This is a genomic window from Lysinibacillus sp. JNUCC-52 (assembly GCF_015999545.1).
In the GTDB taxonomy this organism is placed as follows: domain Bacteria; phylum Bacillota; class Bacilli; order Bacillales_A; family Planococcaceae; genus Lysinibacillus.
In genome coordinates, this window is the sequence record NZ_CP065546.1 from 4,485,994 (window position 1) to 4,506,253 (window position 20,260).

The 20,260-nt window shown below is 31.9% G+C and carries 23 protein-coding genes and 1 pseudogene; 22 read left to right on the forward strand and 2 right to left on the reverse strand.

Annotation, left to right across the window (positions count from 1 at the left end):
- Positions 1–60 precede the first annotated feature (60 nt).
- The 6 genes and pseudogenes from JNUCC52_RS23225 to JNUCC52_RS22190 all read left to right on the forward strand — a co-directional run.
- Positions 61–114 (forward strand): annotated as a pseudogene (locus JNUCC52_RS23225) (hypothetical protein); the annotation flags it as partial.
- Positions 115–147: 33 nt separating this feature from the next.
- Positions 148–714: an RHS repeat-associated core domain-containing protein gene (locus JNUCC52_RS22170; RefSeq protein WP_337980845.1), complete on the forward strand. Its 567-nt coding sequence runs from the start codon at positions 148–150 to the stop codon at positions 712–714.
- On the forward strand, positions 715–1,839 hold the full coding sequence (locus JNUCC52_RS22175; protein WP_337980846.1) for an ankyrin repeat domain-containing protein: 1,125 nt from the start codon (positions 715–717) through the stop codon (positions 1,837–1,839). It abuts the gene before it with no gap.
- Positions 1,840–2,235: 396 nt separating this feature from the next.
- Complete coding sequence (locus JNUCC52_RS22180) at positions 2,236–3,072, forward strand: RHS repeat domain-containing protein (RefSeq protein WP_337980847.1); 837 nt, start codon at positions 2,236–2,238, stop codon at positions 3,070–3,072.
- Positions 3,073–3,102: 30 nt separating this feature from the next.
- Entirely contained in the window at positions 3,103–3,636 is a 534-nt protein-coding gene (locus tag JNUCC52_RS22185; RefSeq protein ID WP_337980848.1) for a hypothetical protein, read from the forward strand.
- Positions 3,637–3,731: 95 nt separating this feature from the next.
- The gene (locus tag JNUCC52_RS22190) at positions 3,732–4,145 is read left to right on the forward strand and encodes a hypothetical protein (RefSeq protein WP_337980849.1); all 414 of its coding nucleotides are present in this window, start codon (positions 3,732–3,734) and stop codon (positions 4,143–4,145) included.
- Positions 4,146–4,157: 12 nt separating this feature from the next.
- Here JNUCC52_RS22190 and JNUCC52_RS22195 read toward each other — a convergent pair whose 3' ends face one another.
- Both JNUCC52_RS22195 and JNUCC52_RS22200 read right to left on the reverse strand, forming a co-directional pair.
- Complete coding sequence (locus tag JNUCC52_RS22195) at positions 4,158–4,382, reverse strand: hypothetical protein (RefSeq protein ID WP_337980850.1); 225 nt, start codon at positions 4,380–4,382, stop codon at positions 4,158–4,160.
- Positions 4,355–4,555 carry a hypothetical protein gene (locus JNUCC52_RS22200; protein WP_337980851.1) on the reverse strand — a complete coding sequence of 67 codons (201 nt, stop codon included), beginning with the start codon at positions 4,553–4,555 and terminating at the stop codon, positions 4,355–4,357. Before JNUCC52_RS22200 ends, JNUCC52_RS22195 begins: the two co-directional genes overlap by 28 nt.
- Positions 4,556–4,872: 317 nt before the next feature.
- On the opposite strand from JNUCC52_RS22200, the gene JNUCC52_RS22205 reads away from it, so the two are divergent.
- The 16 genes from JNUCC52_RS22205 to JNUCC52_RS22280 all read left to right on the forward strand — a co-directional run bounded on the left by JNUCC52_RS22205 (position 4,873) and on the right by JNUCC52_RS22280 (position 20,038).
- Positions 4,873–5,316: a hypothetical protein gene (locus JNUCC52_RS22205; RefSeq protein ID WP_337980852.1), complete on the forward strand. Its 444-nt coding sequence runs from the start codon at positions 4,873–4,875 to the stop codon at positions 5,314–5,316.
- A gap of 222 nt (positions 5,317–5,538) precedes the next feature.
- Positions 5,539–6,189, forward strand: a complete 651-nt coding sequence (locus JNUCC52_RS22210) for a hypothetical protein (protein WP_337980853.1) — start codon at positions 5,539–5,541, stop codon at positions 6,187–6,189.
- Between the two features lie 48 nt (positions 6,190–6,237).
- Complete coding sequence (locus tag JNUCC52_RS22215) at positions 6,238–6,909, forward strand: hypothetical protein (protein ID WP_337980854.1); 672 nt, start codon at positions 6,238–6,240, stop codon at positions 6,907–6,909.
- 245 nt (positions 6,910–7,154) lie between these two features.
- Positions 7,155–7,802, forward strand: a complete 648-nt coding sequence (locus JNUCC52_RS22220) for a L,D-transpeptidase family protein (protein WP_337980855.1) — start codon at positions 7,155–7,157, stop codon at positions 7,800–7,802.
- A 219-nt stretch (positions 7,803–8,021) separates the two neighbouring features.
- Positions 8,022–8,888 carry a hypothetical protein gene (locus tag JNUCC52_RS22225; RefSeq protein WP_337980856.1) on the forward strand — a complete coding sequence of 289 codons (867 nt, stop codon included), beginning with the start codon at positions 8,022–8,024 and terminating at the stop codon, positions 8,886–8,888.
- An 827-nt stretch (positions 8,889–9,715) separates the two neighbouring features.
- Positions 9,716–10,276 carry an SMI1/KNR4 family protein gene (locus tag JNUCC52_RS22230; protein ID WP_337980857.1) on the forward strand — a complete coding sequence of 187 codons (561 nt, stop codon included), beginning with the start codon at positions 9,716–9,718 and terminating at the stop codon, positions 10,274–10,276.
- An 18-nt stretch (positions 10,277–10,294) separates the two neighbouring features.
- Positions 10,295–10,744 carry a hypothetical protein gene (locus JNUCC52_RS22235; RefSeq protein ID WP_337980858.1) on the forward strand — a complete coding sequence of 150 codons (450 nt, stop codon included), beginning with the start codon at positions 10,295–10,297 and terminating at the stop codon, positions 10,742–10,744.
- A 146-nt stretch (positions 10,745–10,890) separates the two neighbouring features.
- Positions 10,891–11,517: an Imm43 family immunity protein gene (locus JNUCC52_RS22240; protein WP_337980859.1), complete on the forward strand. Its 627-nt coding sequence runs from the start codon at positions 10,891–10,893 to the stop codon at positions 11,515–11,517.
- Between the two features lie 51 nt (positions 11,518–11,568).
- Positions 11,569–12,198: a hypothetical protein gene (locus JNUCC52_RS22245; protein ID WP_337980860.1), complete on the forward strand. Its 630-nt coding sequence runs from the start codon at positions 11,569–11,571 to the stop codon at positions 12,196–12,198.
- A gap of 15 nt (positions 12,199–12,213) precedes the next feature.
- Positions 12,214–12,429: a bacteriocin immunity protein gene (locus JNUCC52_RS22250; protein WP_337980861.1), complete on the forward strand. Its 216-nt coding sequence runs from the start codon at positions 12,214–12,216 to the stop codon at positions 12,427–12,429.
- A 117-nt stretch (positions 12,430–12,546) separates the two neighbouring features.
- Positions 12,547–13,134, forward strand: coding sequence for a hypothetical protein (locus JNUCC52_RS22255; protein ID WP_337980862.1), 588 nt, complete (start codon positions 12,547–12,549; stop codon positions 13,132–13,134).
- Positions 13,135–13,303: 169 nt separating this feature from the next.
- A complete protein-coding gene (locus JNUCC52_RS22260; RefSeq protein WP_337980863.1) occupies positions 13,304–13,987 on the forward strand; it encodes an Imm43 family immunity protein in 684 nt (227 codons plus the stop codon).
- A 139-nt stretch (positions 13,988–14,126) separates the two neighbouring features.
- Positions 14,127–14,708, forward strand: a complete 582-nt coding sequence (locus JNUCC52_RS22265) for an imm11 family protein (protein WP_173479095.1) — start codon at positions 14,127–14,129, stop codon at positions 14,706–14,708.
- A 170-nt stretch (positions 14,709–14,878) separates the two neighbouring features.
- Positions 14,879–15,166, forward strand: a complete 288-nt coding sequence (locus JNUCC52_RS22270; RefSeq protein WP_337982248.1) for a DUF5713 family protein — start codon at positions 14,879–14,881, stop codon at positions 15,164–15,166.
- Positions 15,167–15,647: 481 nt separating this feature from the next.
- Entirely contained in the window at positions 15,648–18,524 is a 2,877-nt protein-coding gene (locus tag JNUCC52_RS22275) for a hypothetical protein (protein ID WP_337980864.1), read from the forward strand.
- 191 nt (positions 18,525–18,715) lie between these two features.
- A complete protein-coding gene (locus tag JNUCC52_RS22280) occupies positions 18,716–20,038 on the forward strand; it encodes a hypothetical protein (RefSeq protein WP_228134088.1) in 1,323 nt (440 codons plus the stop codon).
- Positions 20,039–20,260 lie beyond the last annotated feature (222 nt).

Sequence of the window (20,260 nt, forward strand, 5' to 3'; positions counted from 1 at the left end):
GTATTCAATGATGGCTTTGTCCCTTCAGCTAAGATCACGAGTGAAGGCAACTAAAGTATTATTAGTGATTATCTAGGAACGCCTGTTGAAGCCTATGATGAAAAAGGGAATAGGGTTTGGACGGCTGAGCTTGATGTGTATGGGCGAGTGAACGAGTTTACGGGTGAAAAGGATTTCATTCCATTTAGGTATCAAGGACAGTATGAAGATATTGAAATAGGCTTGTATTATAACCGATTCCGATATTACGACCCAGAGCAAGGGAATTATACGCAGGTTGACCCGATTGGGCTTGCGGGTGGGAATCCTACTTTATACAGTTACGTTGCTAATCCTAACTATCTTCTTGATCCACTTGGTTTAGAAAAATGTAGATTATCAGCAGCGGATAAGAAAACATTAGGCCCTGCTCCAACTGATATGGTAAAACCTCATTATCATCATATTGTGCGGGAAAAAGCCCCTAAAAATTGGGATTCTGTTCATAGAAAATACATTACTGATTCACAAGATATTATAAAAAAGCATGGTATAGGGCTAAATGATGATTTAAGAAACTTTACTTGGGCGCAAAATGGTGGTGGTGCTCATACTAAAAAAGCTGCGAAATTTGTACATGATACACTAGTAGAAGCCAATAAGGAAGGAAAGGAAGCTGTTGAAGAGGCGCTTAAATTATTAGGGAAAAATGCCAAGAGAGGAAAGTTTTTTTAAATGGAAAATATAAAAAAGATATTTAATGATAACGCCGATATTTTTTACAAGATTTACGATTCCATTCGCAATGACGATATAAAATCACTTGATAATATTTTTACCAAATATCCTGATTTCTTTAATATACCAGTATACGGAAATACAGAAAAAAATGAAAGTTTACTACATTTTGCTGCATCACGTGAGAAGAAAAATGCTTGTTTGTATTTGATTGAAAAAGGAATTAGTGTAAATGTTGTTGACTGTTGGTACTGCACACCGCTCGAATATGCAGCAGGACAAGGAGACATAGGATTGGTAGAAAAACTTATGTCAAATAATGCATGGGTAGATGGAGATTGCAGAGGAATTATTACTCCATTAATCTCTGCGGTAATTGAGGGACATATAGAAATTGTTAAGTATCTGCTGGACTGTGGAGCTGACATAAATAGGTTACATCGTAGATTTAATCAAACGCCATTAGATTTGGCCAAGGTATATGGACATCAAGACATATTTGAGTTATTAAAGTCAAGAGGTGGGTTATCGGCACAAGAACAAATCGACTTAATGAACGAAAGAGGAGACGGAATTTTAGCACATATTGATAATAACGTAGGTTCAATACTTTCTACAGTATTAAAAAAAGATACTATAGACATAAGAACAGCCTTAATAGAAAAAGACAAGAAATTTAAGTTACTATTTACTATTGGTTTGTTTGAACCTCTACCAAGAATTGAATTGATGATGAGTGTTCCGTATGATTGGCCAATAAATCTACAACTCATTGAAGAAAAATGCGTTGAATCATTTCCAATACAATTAATGTTTTTGTTGGGCCAATATAGGTTGGATGGCAATAAACTTCATGAAGGAATAGTTATTGAAAAGACGGATACGAATTGGAATCAACTAGAATGGCCAGAAAGCATTGATGCATTTATTCTAACAGATTATCAATTTAATCCGAATTCAGAGCAGACTGAGGAAGTAGAGGAAGATGATGATGAAGTTAGTTTATTGCTACTTATCCCCATTAAATATCCGAAAACTGGTTGTCCTAAGGGAATTAAAATGGAAAATTGGTTAAATAAACACCGTTCAGCAAAATGGGGAAAAGTTTCTTTAAAGGTATAGCATAGTATTAGTAAGGTATTTGGAATATACTGCAAAAAAAGTATATAACCTCCTGAAGGTTAGAGCAGATGCCTAAATTTCAGGGGGTGGTTTTTATTTTTTTAATCTCTAAACATTAAAGATTGAATCCTACAGAAAACTTAAAATAAGATAGTTACGGCTTCATGATTTCCTTTCTAATAGTAAAATAAAGTTATAAATTACTTATATAAGTTTCTAATTTTGTTCTTAATTTAGGAACAGTATAAAAGATAATAAGTTTGCACGCAATTTGACGCACTAGGTAGGCGGACAGAGAAGTGTTCGGAAGGTAGCGCTACTCATTTTGTGTGGGATGGCAATACGATTTTGCATGAGTATTTGTCACAGGATAATTCTAATACATTGGAAAATTCAGTGGAGAATGCTTCCCAGCCTGAAGACGAAATCGCAGATAATCTAGTGACATGGGTATTCAATGATGGCTTTGTCCCTTCTGCTAAGATCACGAGTGAAGGCAACTACAGCATTATTAGTGATTATCTAGGAACACCTGTCGAAGCCTATGATGAACAAGGTCATAAGGTTTGGTCGGCTGAGCTTGATGTGTATGGGCGAGTGAAAGAATTTACGGGTGAGAAAGATTTCATCCCATTTAGATATCAAGGGCAGTATGAAGATATAGAGATTGGTTTGTATTATAACCGATTCCGATACTATGATCCAGAGCAAGGGAATTATACGCAGATTGACCCGATTGGGCTAGCAGGTGGGAATCCTACGCTTTATGGGTATGTGTATAACCCAAATAGTTGGATAGATCCGTTTGGACTAGCAAACGAGTTTCAAATAGCTCCTTACGGAGATATAACAGGACCCAAGCATATTGGAGATAATCTTACAGGACGTGAGCTTCTTCAAAGTGCTTGGTTAAGACAGAATCATGGTATTACTAGAAGTAGTAATATTGGGAAACTTAACCCATCTATTGCATTGACTGAGCCAAATATGCATAAAAACATTACAGCTCTTCAAAATCATTACAACATGAAGGGTATGAAATTGAAGGGGCAAAGCGCTTTACAAAATATTAATAGGAACAGTGCTTTAACTAGACGAGGAATATATGAAGGATTGTTGGAAAGAGGTTGGGAACATCTAAATGCGAAGCGATATGCTAATGAATTAACCATGAAACTTAGGGGGGATGCAATTAATTTTGCAAAGAAACAAGGTTATATAAAATGTCCTTAAAAACTAATAAAATGGAAGGGTTGATTTTAATTGTTTGCTCAATGTATTCCTTTTGATGATAATGTGAGAGGTAGAATAGGTGGTAATCCTCCAAAATTGATTGAAGAACAAATACCTGATGATTACAGGTTTTATGCAACTCTAGTTCATCCAGAAAAGGAGGATGTTATGCTTTCTATTATTATCCATAAAGATTTTGATACTTTATTGGAAAATAATATCTATCCTTCAATAGAAGTAAGGGTTATAGAGCATAAATACTCCGAAATTGGAAGCAATCCTGATAAAAGTATTTTAGGTTTAGGGATGAACTCAATCAGCGATTATTCGGAAAACCAAGGGAATAATTTTTTGTTTATTAAAGTTTTTGGTGAACCACGTCTTATTCAACCTAAAAGTTATTATTTTGAAGAGTTAGGAAATAAAAATTATTCCTTTTTTCTGCAAATAGAAGAGGAAGGCTATATTGATAATATGGATTATGTGTTTATGTACGGTGCATTATATTTATATAAACATAATGAAACAGGACAGGTCATTGCTGGTTTCTGGCAATGCTCTTAAACAACCTATCCAAAATGAAAACGAAGAAAATTAACAACCTACTTTGACAAAAAAAACTTAAAATTTTAAAATTTTAATATAGGAGGTTGTTACAAATGAAGAAAAAAATAAATTTTATTATGGCTTTCTTTTTAATAGCAATGGTCTCACTATATTTTTTTAATGAATACAAAACAAAAAATCTTGTACAAGATTTTTTCGATACAGATTCTTTAGCAGAAGAAACACATGATATTAGTATCATAGATACTGAGCGCAACGTTAAAACTATCAAAAAAGATAGTACTGTATTCACAAATTTCATAAATTCACTTGAACAACTAGAAATAAAACGAACTAGCTCTAATTTTACTTATACAGGGTTCTCTCTGATTATTTATCACAACAACGATTTGCATGTTATTTATCTCAGTGAAAACGGACTATTAACTTTTCATCACAAAAATTATGAAATACAAAATAAACAGGCATTTGACAAATTCTTTGAAATAGTGAAAAGCACCCAATAAAGGGTGCTTTTTTTACAAAGGAATAGAACCACCACTGGATGTAATAATTTTTTTAGGAATAATATTCCCTTGAATAATAGTGAAGTCTGTGTTTCCTGTCGCAAGGTTTTTAAATGCCAAATAGTTAACACTAAATTCAATAGAAACATAAGTTTTATTATCAATGAAAATTCGTAATAGTTTAGTTATTTGATCATAGCCTTCTTCTGCTAATCGTAAGACTTCATTTTTTCCCACTCATTCGCACTTGTTAATGCAGATACAAGTAGGGATGGAATAGCTGTATAAGCTGATTTATTAAAAACCTTTTCTAAAGCAGCAGTAGCTAGTCCACCTAGGAATGTTGTTGTTGCTGCCGATGAAACCTTACCGTTCCAATAATTGATGAATGCCTCTTGGGCTCGATGCATATCAGTAACATTTGGTCGAGAAATAGAAGTAGTTGCATTGTACTCATAACGTGAATATTTAGCTGTTGTCTTAATTAAATTCCTCCATATTAATAATAGATTTTGTTTTGTTAGTACTAACACTCTATTAAGGGGAATTTTGATTCCATTTTACAACCTCTTTTTTAAAAAGATTTAAAGCGTTATGGATACAATTTGTATTGGAATGGATAAAAAACCTGCCTCAGTTTTATAATGGATAATATTTGGAAATCTTGATAGAATAGTTTTCTATTAAGGTTTTATTTATAAAGAGAACACTTTGAAAGGGGCATTATATGTTAAACGATAAAGTCAGAAAGTTTCTTTTAAATAAAGGTTGGTTAGTTACGGATGACGATAAAGAATACGACAGTGTCATAAGTAATCTAGCTATCCCTTATAATTCTAGTTTTGCAGATTTTCAGAGATATACTACAGAGTGCACATTTAGTACAACAAAAGGACCTGAATTGATTAATATTTGCTGGTTTTCAATATATAGTGGTGATTTTAAAGCCTTGACAAATTCCCTGTGGAAAAAGAGACCAGGAGGAAATCTACCACAAAATTATATTCCATTTAGTAATAGAAGCGGAGACTCAATTTTATTATACGATAAAATTAACCAAGGCATATATTATGTAAATGAATTAGAAATTAGTGAACTGATTAAAGGTAAATTTAATCCACAGTGGGACGATTTCAATGAATTTTTAGAGTGGTACTTTGATATTAACTAAAGGAAAGGTCACTTTGATACTGTGAGAGTCTGAATATCCTAAGTATCAAAGATTAGGTGGTAAAGGGTAAAGTTCCTGGTCAAATGTTAAGAGGATACTATTCCTTTCATCATGTGTTTCCTATAGTGATTGGTGAAAAGTGAGGGCTAGATATAAAGCAGGTTCTTTCTGCCAGGATGCAATCCAAATAAAGAAATAGCATTAAAGTGAGGGAGGTAAATAATGGATATACGTAATAATAAAGAAATCGAATTGAAGAGATCAGAGCTATCGAAACACTTTACAGATTATTCAAATGATATTTATCAACATTATCTTAAGTTAAAGAGCACGATTACTAATTGGTCGTATTCTTTAGGTGTTACTGAAGATTTAATGCCATATGAGGAATTAATCCCTTCAGTTATTTCTACGAAAAAAGGGAAGCCTCTTCCAAAACCTAGTAGGGCTAACTTTGAGTCGAAAAATTTAGTTACCTATGGCATGGATCTTGAAGGTAATGTTCTTTTAGAGAGTAGAAAATATAATAAAGATATCGCGAAATTTGGAGAAAACATTAGATATGTAGATTTTATAAACGGCGAAAAAGTAATTGTTAATGCGCATATTTATGAGTCTAATCCTTCTAGCTCTAGATTAACTTCTCTTTGCCATGTTTTTGAGAAAAAAGGGTTAGTGTACTATGTTTCTATTACACCACCCCATAACTGGTATGTTAGAGTGGATTACATGCAAGATAATAAAATCGAAAAAATATCAACATACGCTACAAGTTGGTATAAACAAATGGATTACAGCCTTTATTATGATGACAGCTCCATGTTATCAAAAATAATGATTGAAGAGCATTTACATTGGGAAAATCGAAAATAAGTCCTAATAGTTTGCGAGACTAACTACGGTTCCACTTGGAGGAAATAAATGATTTTAAATTTTAAGTCGACACCTTTAATCACTAGAACAGGAAGAAACATTGAGGCATATGAAATCCATAGTCATTTTCAAACTATCATACCTTCAAGAATGATTGAGTTTTGGAAATCGTACAGTGAAGTTTCATTTGAAAACGGAGTAAATATTTATGGCCTTGATATCGCAATTGAAAGAAATAGGTTGTATGAAGTAAGTACTTATGCACCAGAATATATTTTAATAGGGGATGATGGAGGGGGGCAAGGATTGTTTATAAAGAAGAATGGCGACCTAAACGTTTACTATCAAGATTTGGGGGCTTTGTCATTGCCCTTTTATTCTTTAAATATTGATTTTTTTAGTTGGCTAGAAGATGATCCTGTAATAGATGAAGATAATTGGACTTCAGACGAACTTGATTTGATAGATAAGGTAAAAGTTTATGTTGTCAGAAAACCAATTGAAGCAAATAAATTTATGATGGAAATAAGAAAACTTTTTAATTTGAAACTTTCGATTCGCGATATGAGAGAAAAATTGAATAGTTTACCTTATTTGATGATCCAAGATATCACACTTATGAAGTATGGCCAAACAATTGAGGGTTTAAATAAAAAATACAATTGTTTAGAGGTTCGCAATTCAAAGAATGTTATTTTAATTAGTCCAGAAATAAATTAGCAAGTATTAAAGATTGAGTTAATATCGAGCAATGTATAAAGTGAAATGATATTAATTTTATGGTAAAATTAGGATGAAATTTCAGGGCATATGTAAAGAAAACGCTAAATAACGCTTTCATTACATATGTTTTTATTTATTAAAAAGGCTTTTGTAATGGGCATGGAAGTGTTAAAGCGTGTTATGTTCATAGACAGCGTCAAATTGAGGCAGCTAATCAAAAAAACGAGGGGATAGAATTATTTATGAAACAACTAGAAAATTCACTATTAAAATTCATACAGGCAATGGATGAATATCCAAAAGAAGAAGCTCCAGTTAACAAAAATGGTGGAGTACGATATAGGTCGAAATTAGCAAATCTTCATGTCGATGAAAAAATCTATCTATCTAGGGAATTAATATTCTTTTATCAACATTGTGAAATAATTTGTAAAATCCGTCCTGATGGCTATCAATTAGATTGTACAGATATTGATTTAGGGAATAGCCTACTTTATTTGTATCCAGCAGATAAATTGGTTCGAAGGCAAGAAGGATTTCGATGGATTGGAACCGAAAAAAGAGATAATCCAAATTGGGATCCCAATTGGCTTGTAGTTGCTGATAAGGATGATGATCCAATTGTAGTAGTCATAAACCAAGAAAATTCACCTGTTTTTGCAAGTTATGAAACAAGTCCTTTATTTCCAATTGCAGATTCTTTTTCGGCCTTTCTAGATGCACTTGCGGTGACATTAGAAATAATACATAAAAAATTCAAAGGAGAAATAATGGATGAAGAAACTTTCGATATCTACGATGATTTTATTGAGATGTTAAAGTCATCTTTGAGTAGTATTTTGAAAAAAGAGGAATACGCTGATAATTTTATTGATTACTTATATGGTTAATAAATTATAAATAAATTATCTATTCCGTTTTGATAGAAGAAACTAACCAAAATTAATGCACATGTAAGAAGGTTTTTTATATGTGCTTAATATTTATAGTCATTCAGTTAAGTGTAATGAACTCGGTTTTACAGCTAGCCTAAATGGTAGGTCAGCAACTATTCGAACCCATTTCGATATTACATCGTAGATTTATAAAACTACTGAGAGGTAAAAGGTATGAAAAGAGAGTTAAAAATATTACCTAAAATAGGGATAAACGAAGTGAGTCTATCTATGACCTCTTCAGACCTAAAAAATGTCTTAGGCGAATTGGAAAAGAAAACTGTCAAAGGAAATGAATTTTTTCAATATCAAGATGATTATATATTTCATTTTATAGATGATGTTTTGGTAAGTATATCAGTAAACAAACCAGAGATTATTTTCTTAAATAATCAAAACATTGACTTAATAAATGAATCAAAGCATTTTTTATTCAAAGAAAATCCGTATTTTATAGATGGATGTTATTTATTTCCTCAGTATAACATGTCGATTTACGGTTTAGATTTTCCTGATGATGGAATACAATTAACGATTTATTCAGATAACCGAAAATATATTTACGAGAAAGATATAAAATTAGGTTCCCAATTCAGAAGTACTGAAAATCAGTTAAAAACCTTAAAATATAAAATTTCTCCGTATCAATCAGTTGGATTATTGAAATTTGGTATGCAGCCGATTGAAGTTAAAAATATATGGGGAATGCCTTTAAAAACAAGCAAGAATACTAAAAAGGGTATAACAATAGAAAACTGGAAGAATAGTCAAGCAATCTATAATGAAAAAGGACAGTTAATTCAAATAGCTTTAAATTGTAAAGAGGATGTTCTTATTGATAATAAATTGTTATCTAAATTCGGCTCTAAATTGGATAGTTTGAAAAATGAAGAGTACTTTATCAACAGAAACTATAAAATATATTTCAAGTTTGGCATTGCATTAGATAATTTAGGAAACATATCTTCAAATGATTTTATTTATGTTTTTTCAGAAGGAATGATTCCTTACTGGAAAGATATATATCGCCCTATAATCTAACGATGCTCATAAAGGATTGAAATCGAAGCGGAATCAGAAATAAACCCATAAGTGCCGAGGATGTTTATAGAATGCTCTACTCAACTAACGATAAGTGATGTAAAAGATGTTGGGACTAAAAAGATAACTATCTAACAATTAATATGGCAGTTACAGTAGAAGAATATAGAAAATGTATAAAGTAGAGCAAAGGTATAATTTAGGGAAACTATTTTCAGAGCTTCTAAACACTGCGTTAGTAAAATACACCTTATTTTAATGCCAAAACACATGTAGTGATTTCATTACATGTGTTTTTTTATTAGAAATAAAAACTGCATGTGGTAAAACTTTTTACATGAGAAACAAAAGGAAATTTATACAAAAATCATGTTTATAAGGAGGGCAGCAGGTTACTTAAGTATTATTTTTTCTAAATTATGTTGAATAATAGGAGGGAAAATAATATGGTTAAAAGAAATAATGGTAATAAGTGTAATTTTGTGTATTTGGTTTAGTAATTACAACATACATGTCTGTCCAGATACAACATCCTGCTTGAGGATTATTAGAAACAAAAAATATTGGGATATATAGGCTCATCAAAGTATTCCATAAATCAAAAATTGGATTCGAAAAAGTAAAAATTAAAAATACATACGCGTTCCAAAAAGTGTAGTGAGGTTGATTATAAAGTCCATTGTTTGATACATACGGACAACCTAAAAAGTGAGTTATAAAAAGGCATTGGTATCCAAATTTTCTTGTTGTGCCGACAAGGATGAAGTCCCAATTGTAAGTGTAACAAACAAAGAGAATAGCATTGTTAATAAAGGAAGTGAATTATTTTGAATAATACGTTATTAAATATTGAGGAAATAAGGATAATTTTAGATAGAGATTTTATTCCTTTAGAGTCCTTTGTTACAGGGTTAAGATTAAAGAAACAAGTTGAAATGGAAACAAATGTTGAGCGGATAGAGCGGAGACTTAAGGTGAAACTCCCTGTTGATTTTGTTAATTTAATTTTAAATTACGATTTTGGGGATTTTAGTATTTTAGGTGTACATTTTGGTAGTAATACAAATTATCTAGATAAGCTAATAAGTTACCATGAACATTTATCTAATGAAGATATAAAGAATTTTTCCAATCAATTTATAACTATAGCTATGGGAGATTACTTTACATTTATTATGGATGTTAATTGTGGGAGTATTTACGTTTATGGCTCAGAGACATCATTTAATAAAAAAATAAAAGTGGCTGAAACTTTCACAAAACTAATTCAAACATTAGGAACAGCGTATTTTCATAGTTCTCAAAACACCCAAACTGAGTTTTTAGATATTGTAATAAAGAAATTTGACGAAGAATGCATAAACTTTTGGAAAGAAATCATTAATTAAACACTATGTTAAGCAGTTGTGGCAGTAACTAAAAGTAGAGATTTTTTTCATATTCCACTACTAGAAGATGAGGATGGTTGTACATATACAACATCTATTGGAGCAAAAGATAGAAGGATAGACTATTCCGAGGAATTCGAGAATTTTCTTCTATTACATATCCCTTTTGCAAATAATGATTTTTGGATTGATATTCAAACAGGTGAAACCGAATATATAGATTATGAAGAAAGTTACGATCCTGATGATGATGTAATTTTTGTAAATGATGAAGAAATGAAAACATTATGCAAGTACCTTCCTATTGCGAAATCAAAAGAGAATTTTGCCCCAATTGAGCAACGAATTATAGAAAACTTAAAAAAAAATTATGTGTATCTTGAAGATCCAGGTGAAAATAAAGCAAAAGTGATCCTAGCATTAAAAAAGAAACAGGACTTTCATTTGAGGAAATACGAAACCGATTAGATAGTCGTGAGTTTCTAATAGCTGAGGGCTATGGGGAAAATACTAAAGTTATAGCTGATTATTTTATTTCTTTGGGCGCAATTGTAAAAATAGAACAAAAATAAAAGATATTAGCACATTCAACTTTAAACGATTGGGGTAACATTATGAAATACTTTATGTTAGTCAATGATAGAGTTACTTCTCCCATTTATTTAGATGGGGTTTTGCACGAAAGCTTTACTGAAGATAAATATGCAGAAGGAATGAACTATGAATGGAATCGACCATTTATTGAACAAGTGGAGTTTCCAAAAGATCTTTGGTTAATAACGAGAAGCAAAGTTCAATTTGATTATTATGAAAATTTCTTCGGTCATATAATTTCTGGGGAGTTTTTATCTTCAATGGAACAAGTGAATGCATTACAGGATTATGTTATAGCTAATTTGGAAGTGGTGAGTACTAAAGGTAAACCAAAAGTAAATGGTTTATTTTTCTTTATAAAATGTATTAGACGACAATCATTAGTAGATTATGAAAGCTCTAAGTTTCTTACAAGAAAAGTGCCAAGCAATGCAAAATTAAAAGTTGATGGAAGTTTTGTTGATAAGTATATAAATTTGGTGTTAAAAGACACTGATTGTGATGTATTTCAATTAAATGATTTAAAACTGGGAAGATACTTGTTTTGTTCGCAAAGATTTAAATCATTGTGTGAAGAGGATGCTATTAAAGGTATTCAATTTATAGATTTAGAGTCAGTGCCTAACTATCTACAATCTATAGTGTAAGTAAGGAAAACATTCTATTAACGACATCATTTGTAAGGGGGGGAATACCCATTGAAAAATAAAAATGAAATATTAATAGAACAAAAAGAAAGTATTATATATCAGTTAGACAGGAACTTAGATTTTGGTAATGGATGGATTGGTGGAAATGCGCCAGCTTATTTTGATGATAAAATTGACCTGCTTAGTAACAGTGGAACGGATTATCAATTCTATCTGTGCTTTGTAAATCCTCTAGATAAAAATAACATGATATCTATCTTTATACCAAGTGAATATGAAAATCGTGTTTCAAACAATATTTATCCAAACTGTTCATTGAATATGTTTGAGCATCCGATTTCGAAAGAAAGTTTGGATTCAACTTATACTGAAGTTGGATTAGTTAAACACTATATTTCAGAAGGAATTAAGGTTAGTGAAGAACAAGCATTTGAAACACCTTTTTTTATTAAATTTGGAGGTAAACCCTTTCATATCCAAGAGGAGAAGTACTATTACACAGAGTTAAGAAAAGATGGATATAGTTTTTTCTGTCAAATTGACGAGGATGGCTATCCAGGTGGATTATTCCATCCAGGCACAAGCTTACCGTTTGGCTTTGGGGCTGTATATTTGTATGCAAACATAATGGAGGATTCTATTAAAAATCCCATAGTAGGATACTGGCAATATTCTTAGGGAAAGGTGTTAATAATGGCTGAGAGAAGTTTAAATAGAAAAGAGCTCATAGAATTGGTAACTAAGATAATGAATGCTGAAGGTAAGACCGAAGAGGAAAATGATCAGTTATTAGTAAGACTTCTTGAAAACGTACTTGATCCAGAAGCAGCTAATTACATTTTCTACGATAATTTACTCCCAGAAGAAGTAGTTGATAAAGTTTTGAGTTATAAGCCCATTCAATTATAAGGCTATTCATTGAAATGTCAGGATTTTTTTTAGAAGATAATCCTAAAATGTGATTCGTGCAATTTAAAAGGAAGTGACTTTACTAAATATTCTTATCAAATCGTAGAAAGAGGAGTTATGGTGGAAAAAATTTTAGATACCGCAAGTTACGGAATTTGTTTATTTTCCTTAGACGTATTAGGGGATTTTTTGAAAAAAGAAAAAGTGAGGTCGAAAAAACTTTTAAAAAATTTTCAGGATAATCATAAACGTTATTTAACTTCCCTAGCAGAAGGGATTTGGATTCCTGTCTTACCAATAGATTCTATTGAATATGTAATCAAAGTTGAAAATTTTAATCAGTCGTTTGACGATGAATGGGATGAAAAACTAGTCCATCATAACTTCAATATTGAAATTAAAGATTCTTTATGGATTGTTGATATTGGTTCGTTTTATACATTCGATAATAATAAATATTTAGATCAAGATAAAGTATCATATCAAACGTTAGATGGAGAGACATTGTATTCTGGATTTAAATATAAAGTTTCTTCTGGGAAATATTTAGTATCCATAAAGGGCTATGCACGTAAGAAAAGATTAGAATATCCTCATCCGAATTTTGGGTATTTATTTACACTTGTTAAAGTAAATGACTTTGATGGGTTTAATGATCCACGTGAAGATGAAATATATAACTTTAATGTGGCGAATATGGATTAATTCTTGCAAAAAAACTCTTTTAGCATTTTAAAAGCATAGCAGCAAGAATCTTAATAATTGGAGTTTTTTGCGACACATTTCTGTAGAATATTTATTCATGTTTTCAATGTTATGGGCAGGTTAAATTGGCAAAATATTATTTAATACGTTAGAGATAGGGGTAAATATTTTGAATAATTTTATGATTTTAAATGACAAACTTACGTCACCTACTTTCTTAGATGGGGTAATACATGAACATTTTGATGAAACAAAGTATTACGAAGGAATGGGTTATAATTGGAATCGTCATTTTTTTAACAAAGATGAATTTCCTAAAGAGTTGTGGCTAATAACAACAAGTAAAATTGAATTTGACTATTATGAAGGTTTTTTAGGTCATATTGTTGAAGAACAGTTCTTAAATCTAATGGTTGAGTCGAAATCGCAACAAGAGTACGTCTTAGCAAAACTAAATATAGTTAACACCAAGGGAAATGCAAAAATAAAGAAAAACAAAAACTATTATTTTATTAAATATTACGATGGTATTTCATTAGTGGATTATGAGAAATCGGATTTTATTTCTAGAGAAGTACCTAAACATAAAATTTTTAAATCGGAAGGTTCCTTTGTTGAAAAATATCAGAAAATAGTTTTCAAAAATACTGATTTTGATGTCTTTCGTTTAAAAGATCTAAGATTAAGTTCATACATATTTTGTTCAGAAAAATTTAAGCAACAATGCATTGCACAAAAATTAAAAGGTTTGAAATTTATTGAATTAAATGACGTGGCAAAACATATTAACGCTCATTTGGCAACAAATATAGAAAAAAGAGAACGGGTGATAATTGGAACTCCTCTGAGTTAGAAATGTTCAGAGAGAAAGGAAAGAAGGAGGAATTTGATGCACCTTGTTATACGTGGTGTTCTAGAAAAAGTACAAGGTGGGAATACGTTACAATCTAAACTGACAGGACAAGACTACATTGTTAAGGGGGGGTTACAAGATGAGTTATTTTAGATTATTGACATCGTATGAACGAGATGTATATTTCTTTTTTTCTGATGAAAATCCATACAATCGATTTGATTTGGAAAAAGGTATGTCTTATGCTCAGAATGAAAAATTACGTTACGTGGTCGATAGGTTTGATTCTTATTTAGATAAGTATGATATTTTACCAACAGTGGGTGGCAAGTTAGTAAGCGCAAAGCTAAAAAAGCTAATAGAAAGCTTAGGTTCAGATTGTGAGTTTATTCCTGCAATTATCAAATCTACAGAAACGGGAGAAATAAACGATTCCTTTTTTGTTATGAATGTATTAAATGTAATTCCTTGTTTAGACTATAAAAAGTCAGATTACGAACCATTAGTTAAATCTATACCTAATGGGCCAATTAGTTTAAATTATATTGCTCTTATTCCAGAATCCCTAAATAGCTATCATGTCGTAAGAATGAAAGAATCAAAAGAAGAGATAGTAGTAGATAGAGTTTTCGTGGATGCGTGCAAAAAAGAAAAAATTAAAGGTGTCTTGTTAGTTAAAGAAGGAAATGTACGTAGTCCAGAATTTGTTGAACTTAGATAACAATGAGGCTGATGTGTATAAATCTTCATATGGAACACATTACTTCAGTAAATTGTAGTAAATTTGATTTTTTTTCATACTTAAAAGAGTAGCATCAAACTTTCATAATCAAAATCAAAGGAGGAACCATTGTGAAAAAACTTGATTCGGAATTCAAATATTTATCGGATATGTACGAAGATTCTTATTATCCATCGTTTTTAGTAGATAAAATTAAATCAAACATTATTAAAGTAGTTCTTTTTATGGAAGAAGGCAATCATTCGGTTGCGGAGGTTCAGGAAAAGTTAGATGAAATGACTGTAGCAATCAATGAACTACAGGATGAGTTTTATCAAAATGATAGTGAAATTGAAACTGTTGCACGAGATTCTATCGCAATAACCGTAGAAGAAATTTTACAATATTTTGAGGTTGATATAGATATTGAAGAAGCTTTAAGAGAAAGAGATTGGTGAAAAACCAAATTACATGAGATATGACATATAATCATCTTCTTTATCTATGTTTTTTACCTGGGTAGAAGGCCAAATATATTTTAGCCTTCCTCTGACAATTAAATCAATTTCTCCTAAAGAAATAAAAAAGTAAAGAGTACTTGCTTGCCTAATAAGCAACAAGTGCTTTTTAATGTTTAAGGTAGATGCCCGACAATACTCTTGTTTTTAAATTAATCCACTTTATGCATTTTAATGTTTTTGAAACTGAAGAGGGGCTCCTACTAAACAGATTGCATAATATCTTCGTTTAGTAGGGGCCCCTCTAACTAATGCTAAAGAATTTGTTGAAAAGCGAACCTAGTGAATGAAATATCAATATATTACTATTTAGTAATGTTTAATAAGGAGAATTTACACCTTTTAGAAATATTCAATAAAACGAAAGAAATTATTGAAATATGACCGATATAAACAATAGATGTATGAAGGAGGTATAAAATTGAATAAAAAATTATTTATCACAGTAGCAGCTATTCCTGCAGTTCTTATTGTCCCAACAATTGCGGGAGCGGCGGAATCAGAAGTGACAGTGACAGGTCAAAATATGGTGAATGAAGTTTTAAAAGCTTCAATAGAAAACTTACCAGCCAATACAATTGTTAAAGGTTACCAATGGTATTATGTTGAAAAGACTTCGGGCGAAAATGGAACGACTAATGTTACAAATATACCGATTTCTGGTGCAACTACTTCATCATTCACAGTACCAGTAGATGCTGCAGGGAAAACAATTTTTGTAGAAGCGATCACAACGACAGATAATAGATATAAAAGTGCAACACGAACTATAAATACACTACAACTTGCGATTACAAAACCAGAATTTTTAATTGCTTCAAAATATATCGTACCTGGCGAAGAAGTAAAAGTGACAGTCGATGTTACTGATAGTGCAGGAGCAAAATTACAAAGTAGTCAAATTACATATAGCTACCAATGGTTTTATAAAGTTGGTGATTCTTTCACAATTATTGATGGAGCAACTAGCGGTACATATACAGTTCCAAAAAATGCATTAGAAGAAAATATAAAAGATATTATGGTTAGGGTAAAAGCAAAAGTTGGTCCTGCAATTGTAGAATCAGATTTTTCTGATGAGATTACTGTATCCAATGAACCAACTAACACAATGATTAATGAGATTAAAACGTTGCTTAAAAATGACCATCAATATAATATCTCAAGTCTAGCTTCATTTAAAGCGGATGTTACAGCGTTAGAGGCGAAGTACCAGGCCTTAACAGCACCTGCAAAGGCCAATGTGACAAATTATGATGTTTTAAAGCGAGCTATAGCTGATATAGAGACATTGAGTAAGTTAAATGAGAAAGTAGATAAAGTGAGTGAGGTTGAAGAAAAGAACCTATCACAATATTTAAAAGAAATTGAAGAGGCTTATGATAAGTTGGATTTATTACAACGCAGCTTAGATATCAATGATGCTTTATATAATAGTATTAAAACTATATTGAAAAATCCAACTGATATCGATGAATTTAAGGAAGTTAGACGATTAAATCAGGAAATTGTGGCATTATTAGCATATGAAAATTCCCTTGTGAAATATGTACCAACTAACATTAAAGCATTACAAACAGCAGTGGAAGCAATAGAAAAAGATATAGCCAAATTATCTCAAAATTATCGTTCAGCTGTTCAAAATCAAACCATTTTAAGTGATGCGAAGCAGGATATTAAAAAGGTTGAGCAATTTATTAAACTATTTGATAAGCTGTCACCCAATAATACACCTAGCAAGCAAGTGACGACAGCAAAATCAATACGTACAGCTTATGAAAAGCTAACATATAAACAATTACAGTTAGTACCAGCCAATTATGTCACGACATTACTTGAAGCGGAAAACGCAGAAGACAGTCAAATTGATAGATTAAATGCAGAAATCGACACCTACGTTGGTGATGCAGAAGACATGTACCCAATCGATCCGTCCGTACATTCTTGGCAAAGTCATGTTACGAATGTAAACCGAATTATTAATGAATATAAAGGGCTAACGAAAACTTCTGCTGCAAAAATTATTGGTTATGACCGCATTGTTACGTTGCAGAAGGATTTAAAAACAGCTGAAAAAGTAATAAAAGAAATGGATGCTTATAAAAAGCTTTCCGAAGTTTCTGGTGTTGCCGAAAACAAGCTTAATTCAAGCTATACTAGTACGTTGAAAGCTTATAATAAGTTAACTAGCTTGCAACAATCACTCGTTTATAGTGCAGATGATTTTTTATTAAATTCGCCTAATGTTACGGTTGATGGAAATGGTAAGGTGCCTGCTGATAAGGATGCTGCAGAAGCTTTAAAAGCAAACGTTGCAAAGCTTGCTGACGTTACAAGCTTTACATTTGCCCAATTTGAATCGGCTGTCAATGCAGCGACAGTGACATATAAGAGTCTATCTTCGCCAGCACGAAAGTATGTCACAAACTATTATTTATTAACTGCTGCTAGCAAAGATCTTTCTGGAGTTAAGTCATTCCATAAAAAAGTTCAAACAGCACGAGAAGAAACAGATGTTACAAAACAAGCAAAAAAAATTCAAACCGTACAAACTGCTTACGCTAAACTCCCTGCCAATCAGCAGCATTTAGCGAAACAGCAATACGAAGATTTACTTAACAATCGCTTAGTGGATGGTAATGCACCAGACATAGTTGCTTTGAATAATACAATTGCGACTATTATCTCAAATGATATGTATTCCGTTACAAAAGAGAAAATAATGGAGCTTTCCGCACAATATAATAAGTTAAGCGCTAATGATAAAAAACGTATTACGAATGCTTCGATTTTAACTGCGGCAGTTTCTGACGTGAAAAAGGTTGAGACCTTCCTAAAGCAGTATGAAAAATCATTTATTAGTAATCCAACAACAGTGATTAAAGCTTTTGCAAAGCTATCTTCCAAACAAATGAGTTTAGTTAGCTCAGAAATCCGACAAGCTATTATTGAGAAGGAACAAGGACAGCAGCAATCGAATGAAATTGCTTTGAAATTAATTGAATCCATTAATTCGTTGCTTATTCAAGGCGAATATATTGATGATTTAGAAACGAAAGTAAAAGAAATTCGTGCAACATATGACGCTCTAGGTACTTCTGAAAAAAGTATTGTGAAAAATTATTCAAAACTGACACAAGCAGAGAGTGACTTGAAAAAAGTTGCAGATGTTCATGCGCTCTATGTACCTGCTACAGAAGGCAACGAAGCGGCTCGTAAAGCATGGCAAAATGCCTATGCCAAGCTTTCAAAGAAATTAGAAATCCTTTATAATAAAATGTATACAACTGATAAATAATAACAATGTCCCCGAATAATTTTCTATTATTCGGGGTTTTCGTATAGTTGAAAATCTGCTGAATAAATGAAAAATATCGCTTTCATTTGTCCAGACAATCTAATTTTCGCTATACTATTTACAGTTAATTGATTAAAAAAGTGAGAATTCCTTAAAAAACAGTGCAGTTTGATAATAGAAGGTAGGAAGTTATGATGTATAAAATAGGTGTTGTTGGACCGATTAAATCTGTTGAAAAAATCATCGAAATGGCACAGGAAATAGAACAGGATATGGAGTTTATTCCATATATTTATGGCGTTGCTTCAGAAACAAGGCACATTGTGGAGACGCATAATCAAGATGTTGATTTTTGGCTATTTTCAGGATACATACCTTATACAATTGCGAATCAGTCAAGTATTTCAAAGGATAAGCTTGCGCATATTATTTTTTCTGAGGCAGCCATCTATAAAGGCTTTTTAGAGCAAACTTATAAAATGAAGAAATTTATTGAGCGTGTAAGTATAGATATTATCCCTTCCCCTGCACAAATGGCATCAGAAGGATTAGCAGAAATTGAAAAAAGCGTGAAGAAAATGTATGTAAAAGAATTTGATGTCGCCATTGATCCAAAGGAATTATTTAATTTCCATTATGAGCTTTGGAAGGATGGTAAAGTTGATTTTGTCATTACGTGTTATCCATCGGTAGATGAGCAATTAAAAAAAATGGGTGTTCCTTCGCATTGGGTTTCGCCAACAAAGACCGAGATTTATCATACAGTACAGTTATTCACTGAAAAAATCAAAACGTCGTATTATAAAGAAACGCAAATTGGTGCAGTGATGCTCGAAATTAAGGACTTCGATTCATTGAAGGAACGAATGAAACAAGGGTATCGTATACAGTATCTAGAATTACGGATGAAGGAAAACTTTCTGCAATTATGTGAACAAATTGATGGCTCCTTAATTGAAGAAGGGAATGGAAGGTATACGATTTTTAGTACGAGAGGTGCAATTGAAGGGCACATACAATTTATCACTGAAAAAATGTATCAATTATCTATCGAATTGGATGCCAAGGTTACAGCGGGCATAGGTTTTGCACAAACTGTCTTTAATGCGGAATTAAATGCACACCGCGCTGTCCGACAGACGAAAGTCAATGATTCCATCGATGTTGTGATGATTCAAGAAGATGGTACTATTATCGAATCTGTCGGAAATACAGAACAGCTCACTTATTCTTATCGAGCCGATGATCCTGAAATACTCGAAAAATTAAAAAGAGGTGGAGTCGGTATTAAAACCTATACAAAAATATTGGCTCTCGTCCAGAAAATGCGATGGAAGCATTTCACAACAAAAGATTTAGCTACCCAGCTTCAAATGAGTGAACGAAATGCACAGCGTATCGTTGCTGATTTATGTAATGTCGGTTTAGCAAAAATGTGCGGTGAGGAATTACAGCATACACGTGGTAGACCAATTAAAATCTATCAGCTTGTGTTGCAACATTCGACTAATTAAAATGAACAATGTCCCAAACCAATTATTGGTTTTTGGGGCATTTTTTATTTTGTGAGTAGAAAATAGAAGCGTAATTACCATTAAAAAATTTCAACTAGTTTTATAAACAGAGATTAATCTAAAAATGCAGGTACATCAACGATTTTTTGTTTCGACCAACATATTTGGAAGCTATTTCCCCTCGACTATCTATTAAAAATTTTCAAAAAAATATTGTCATAT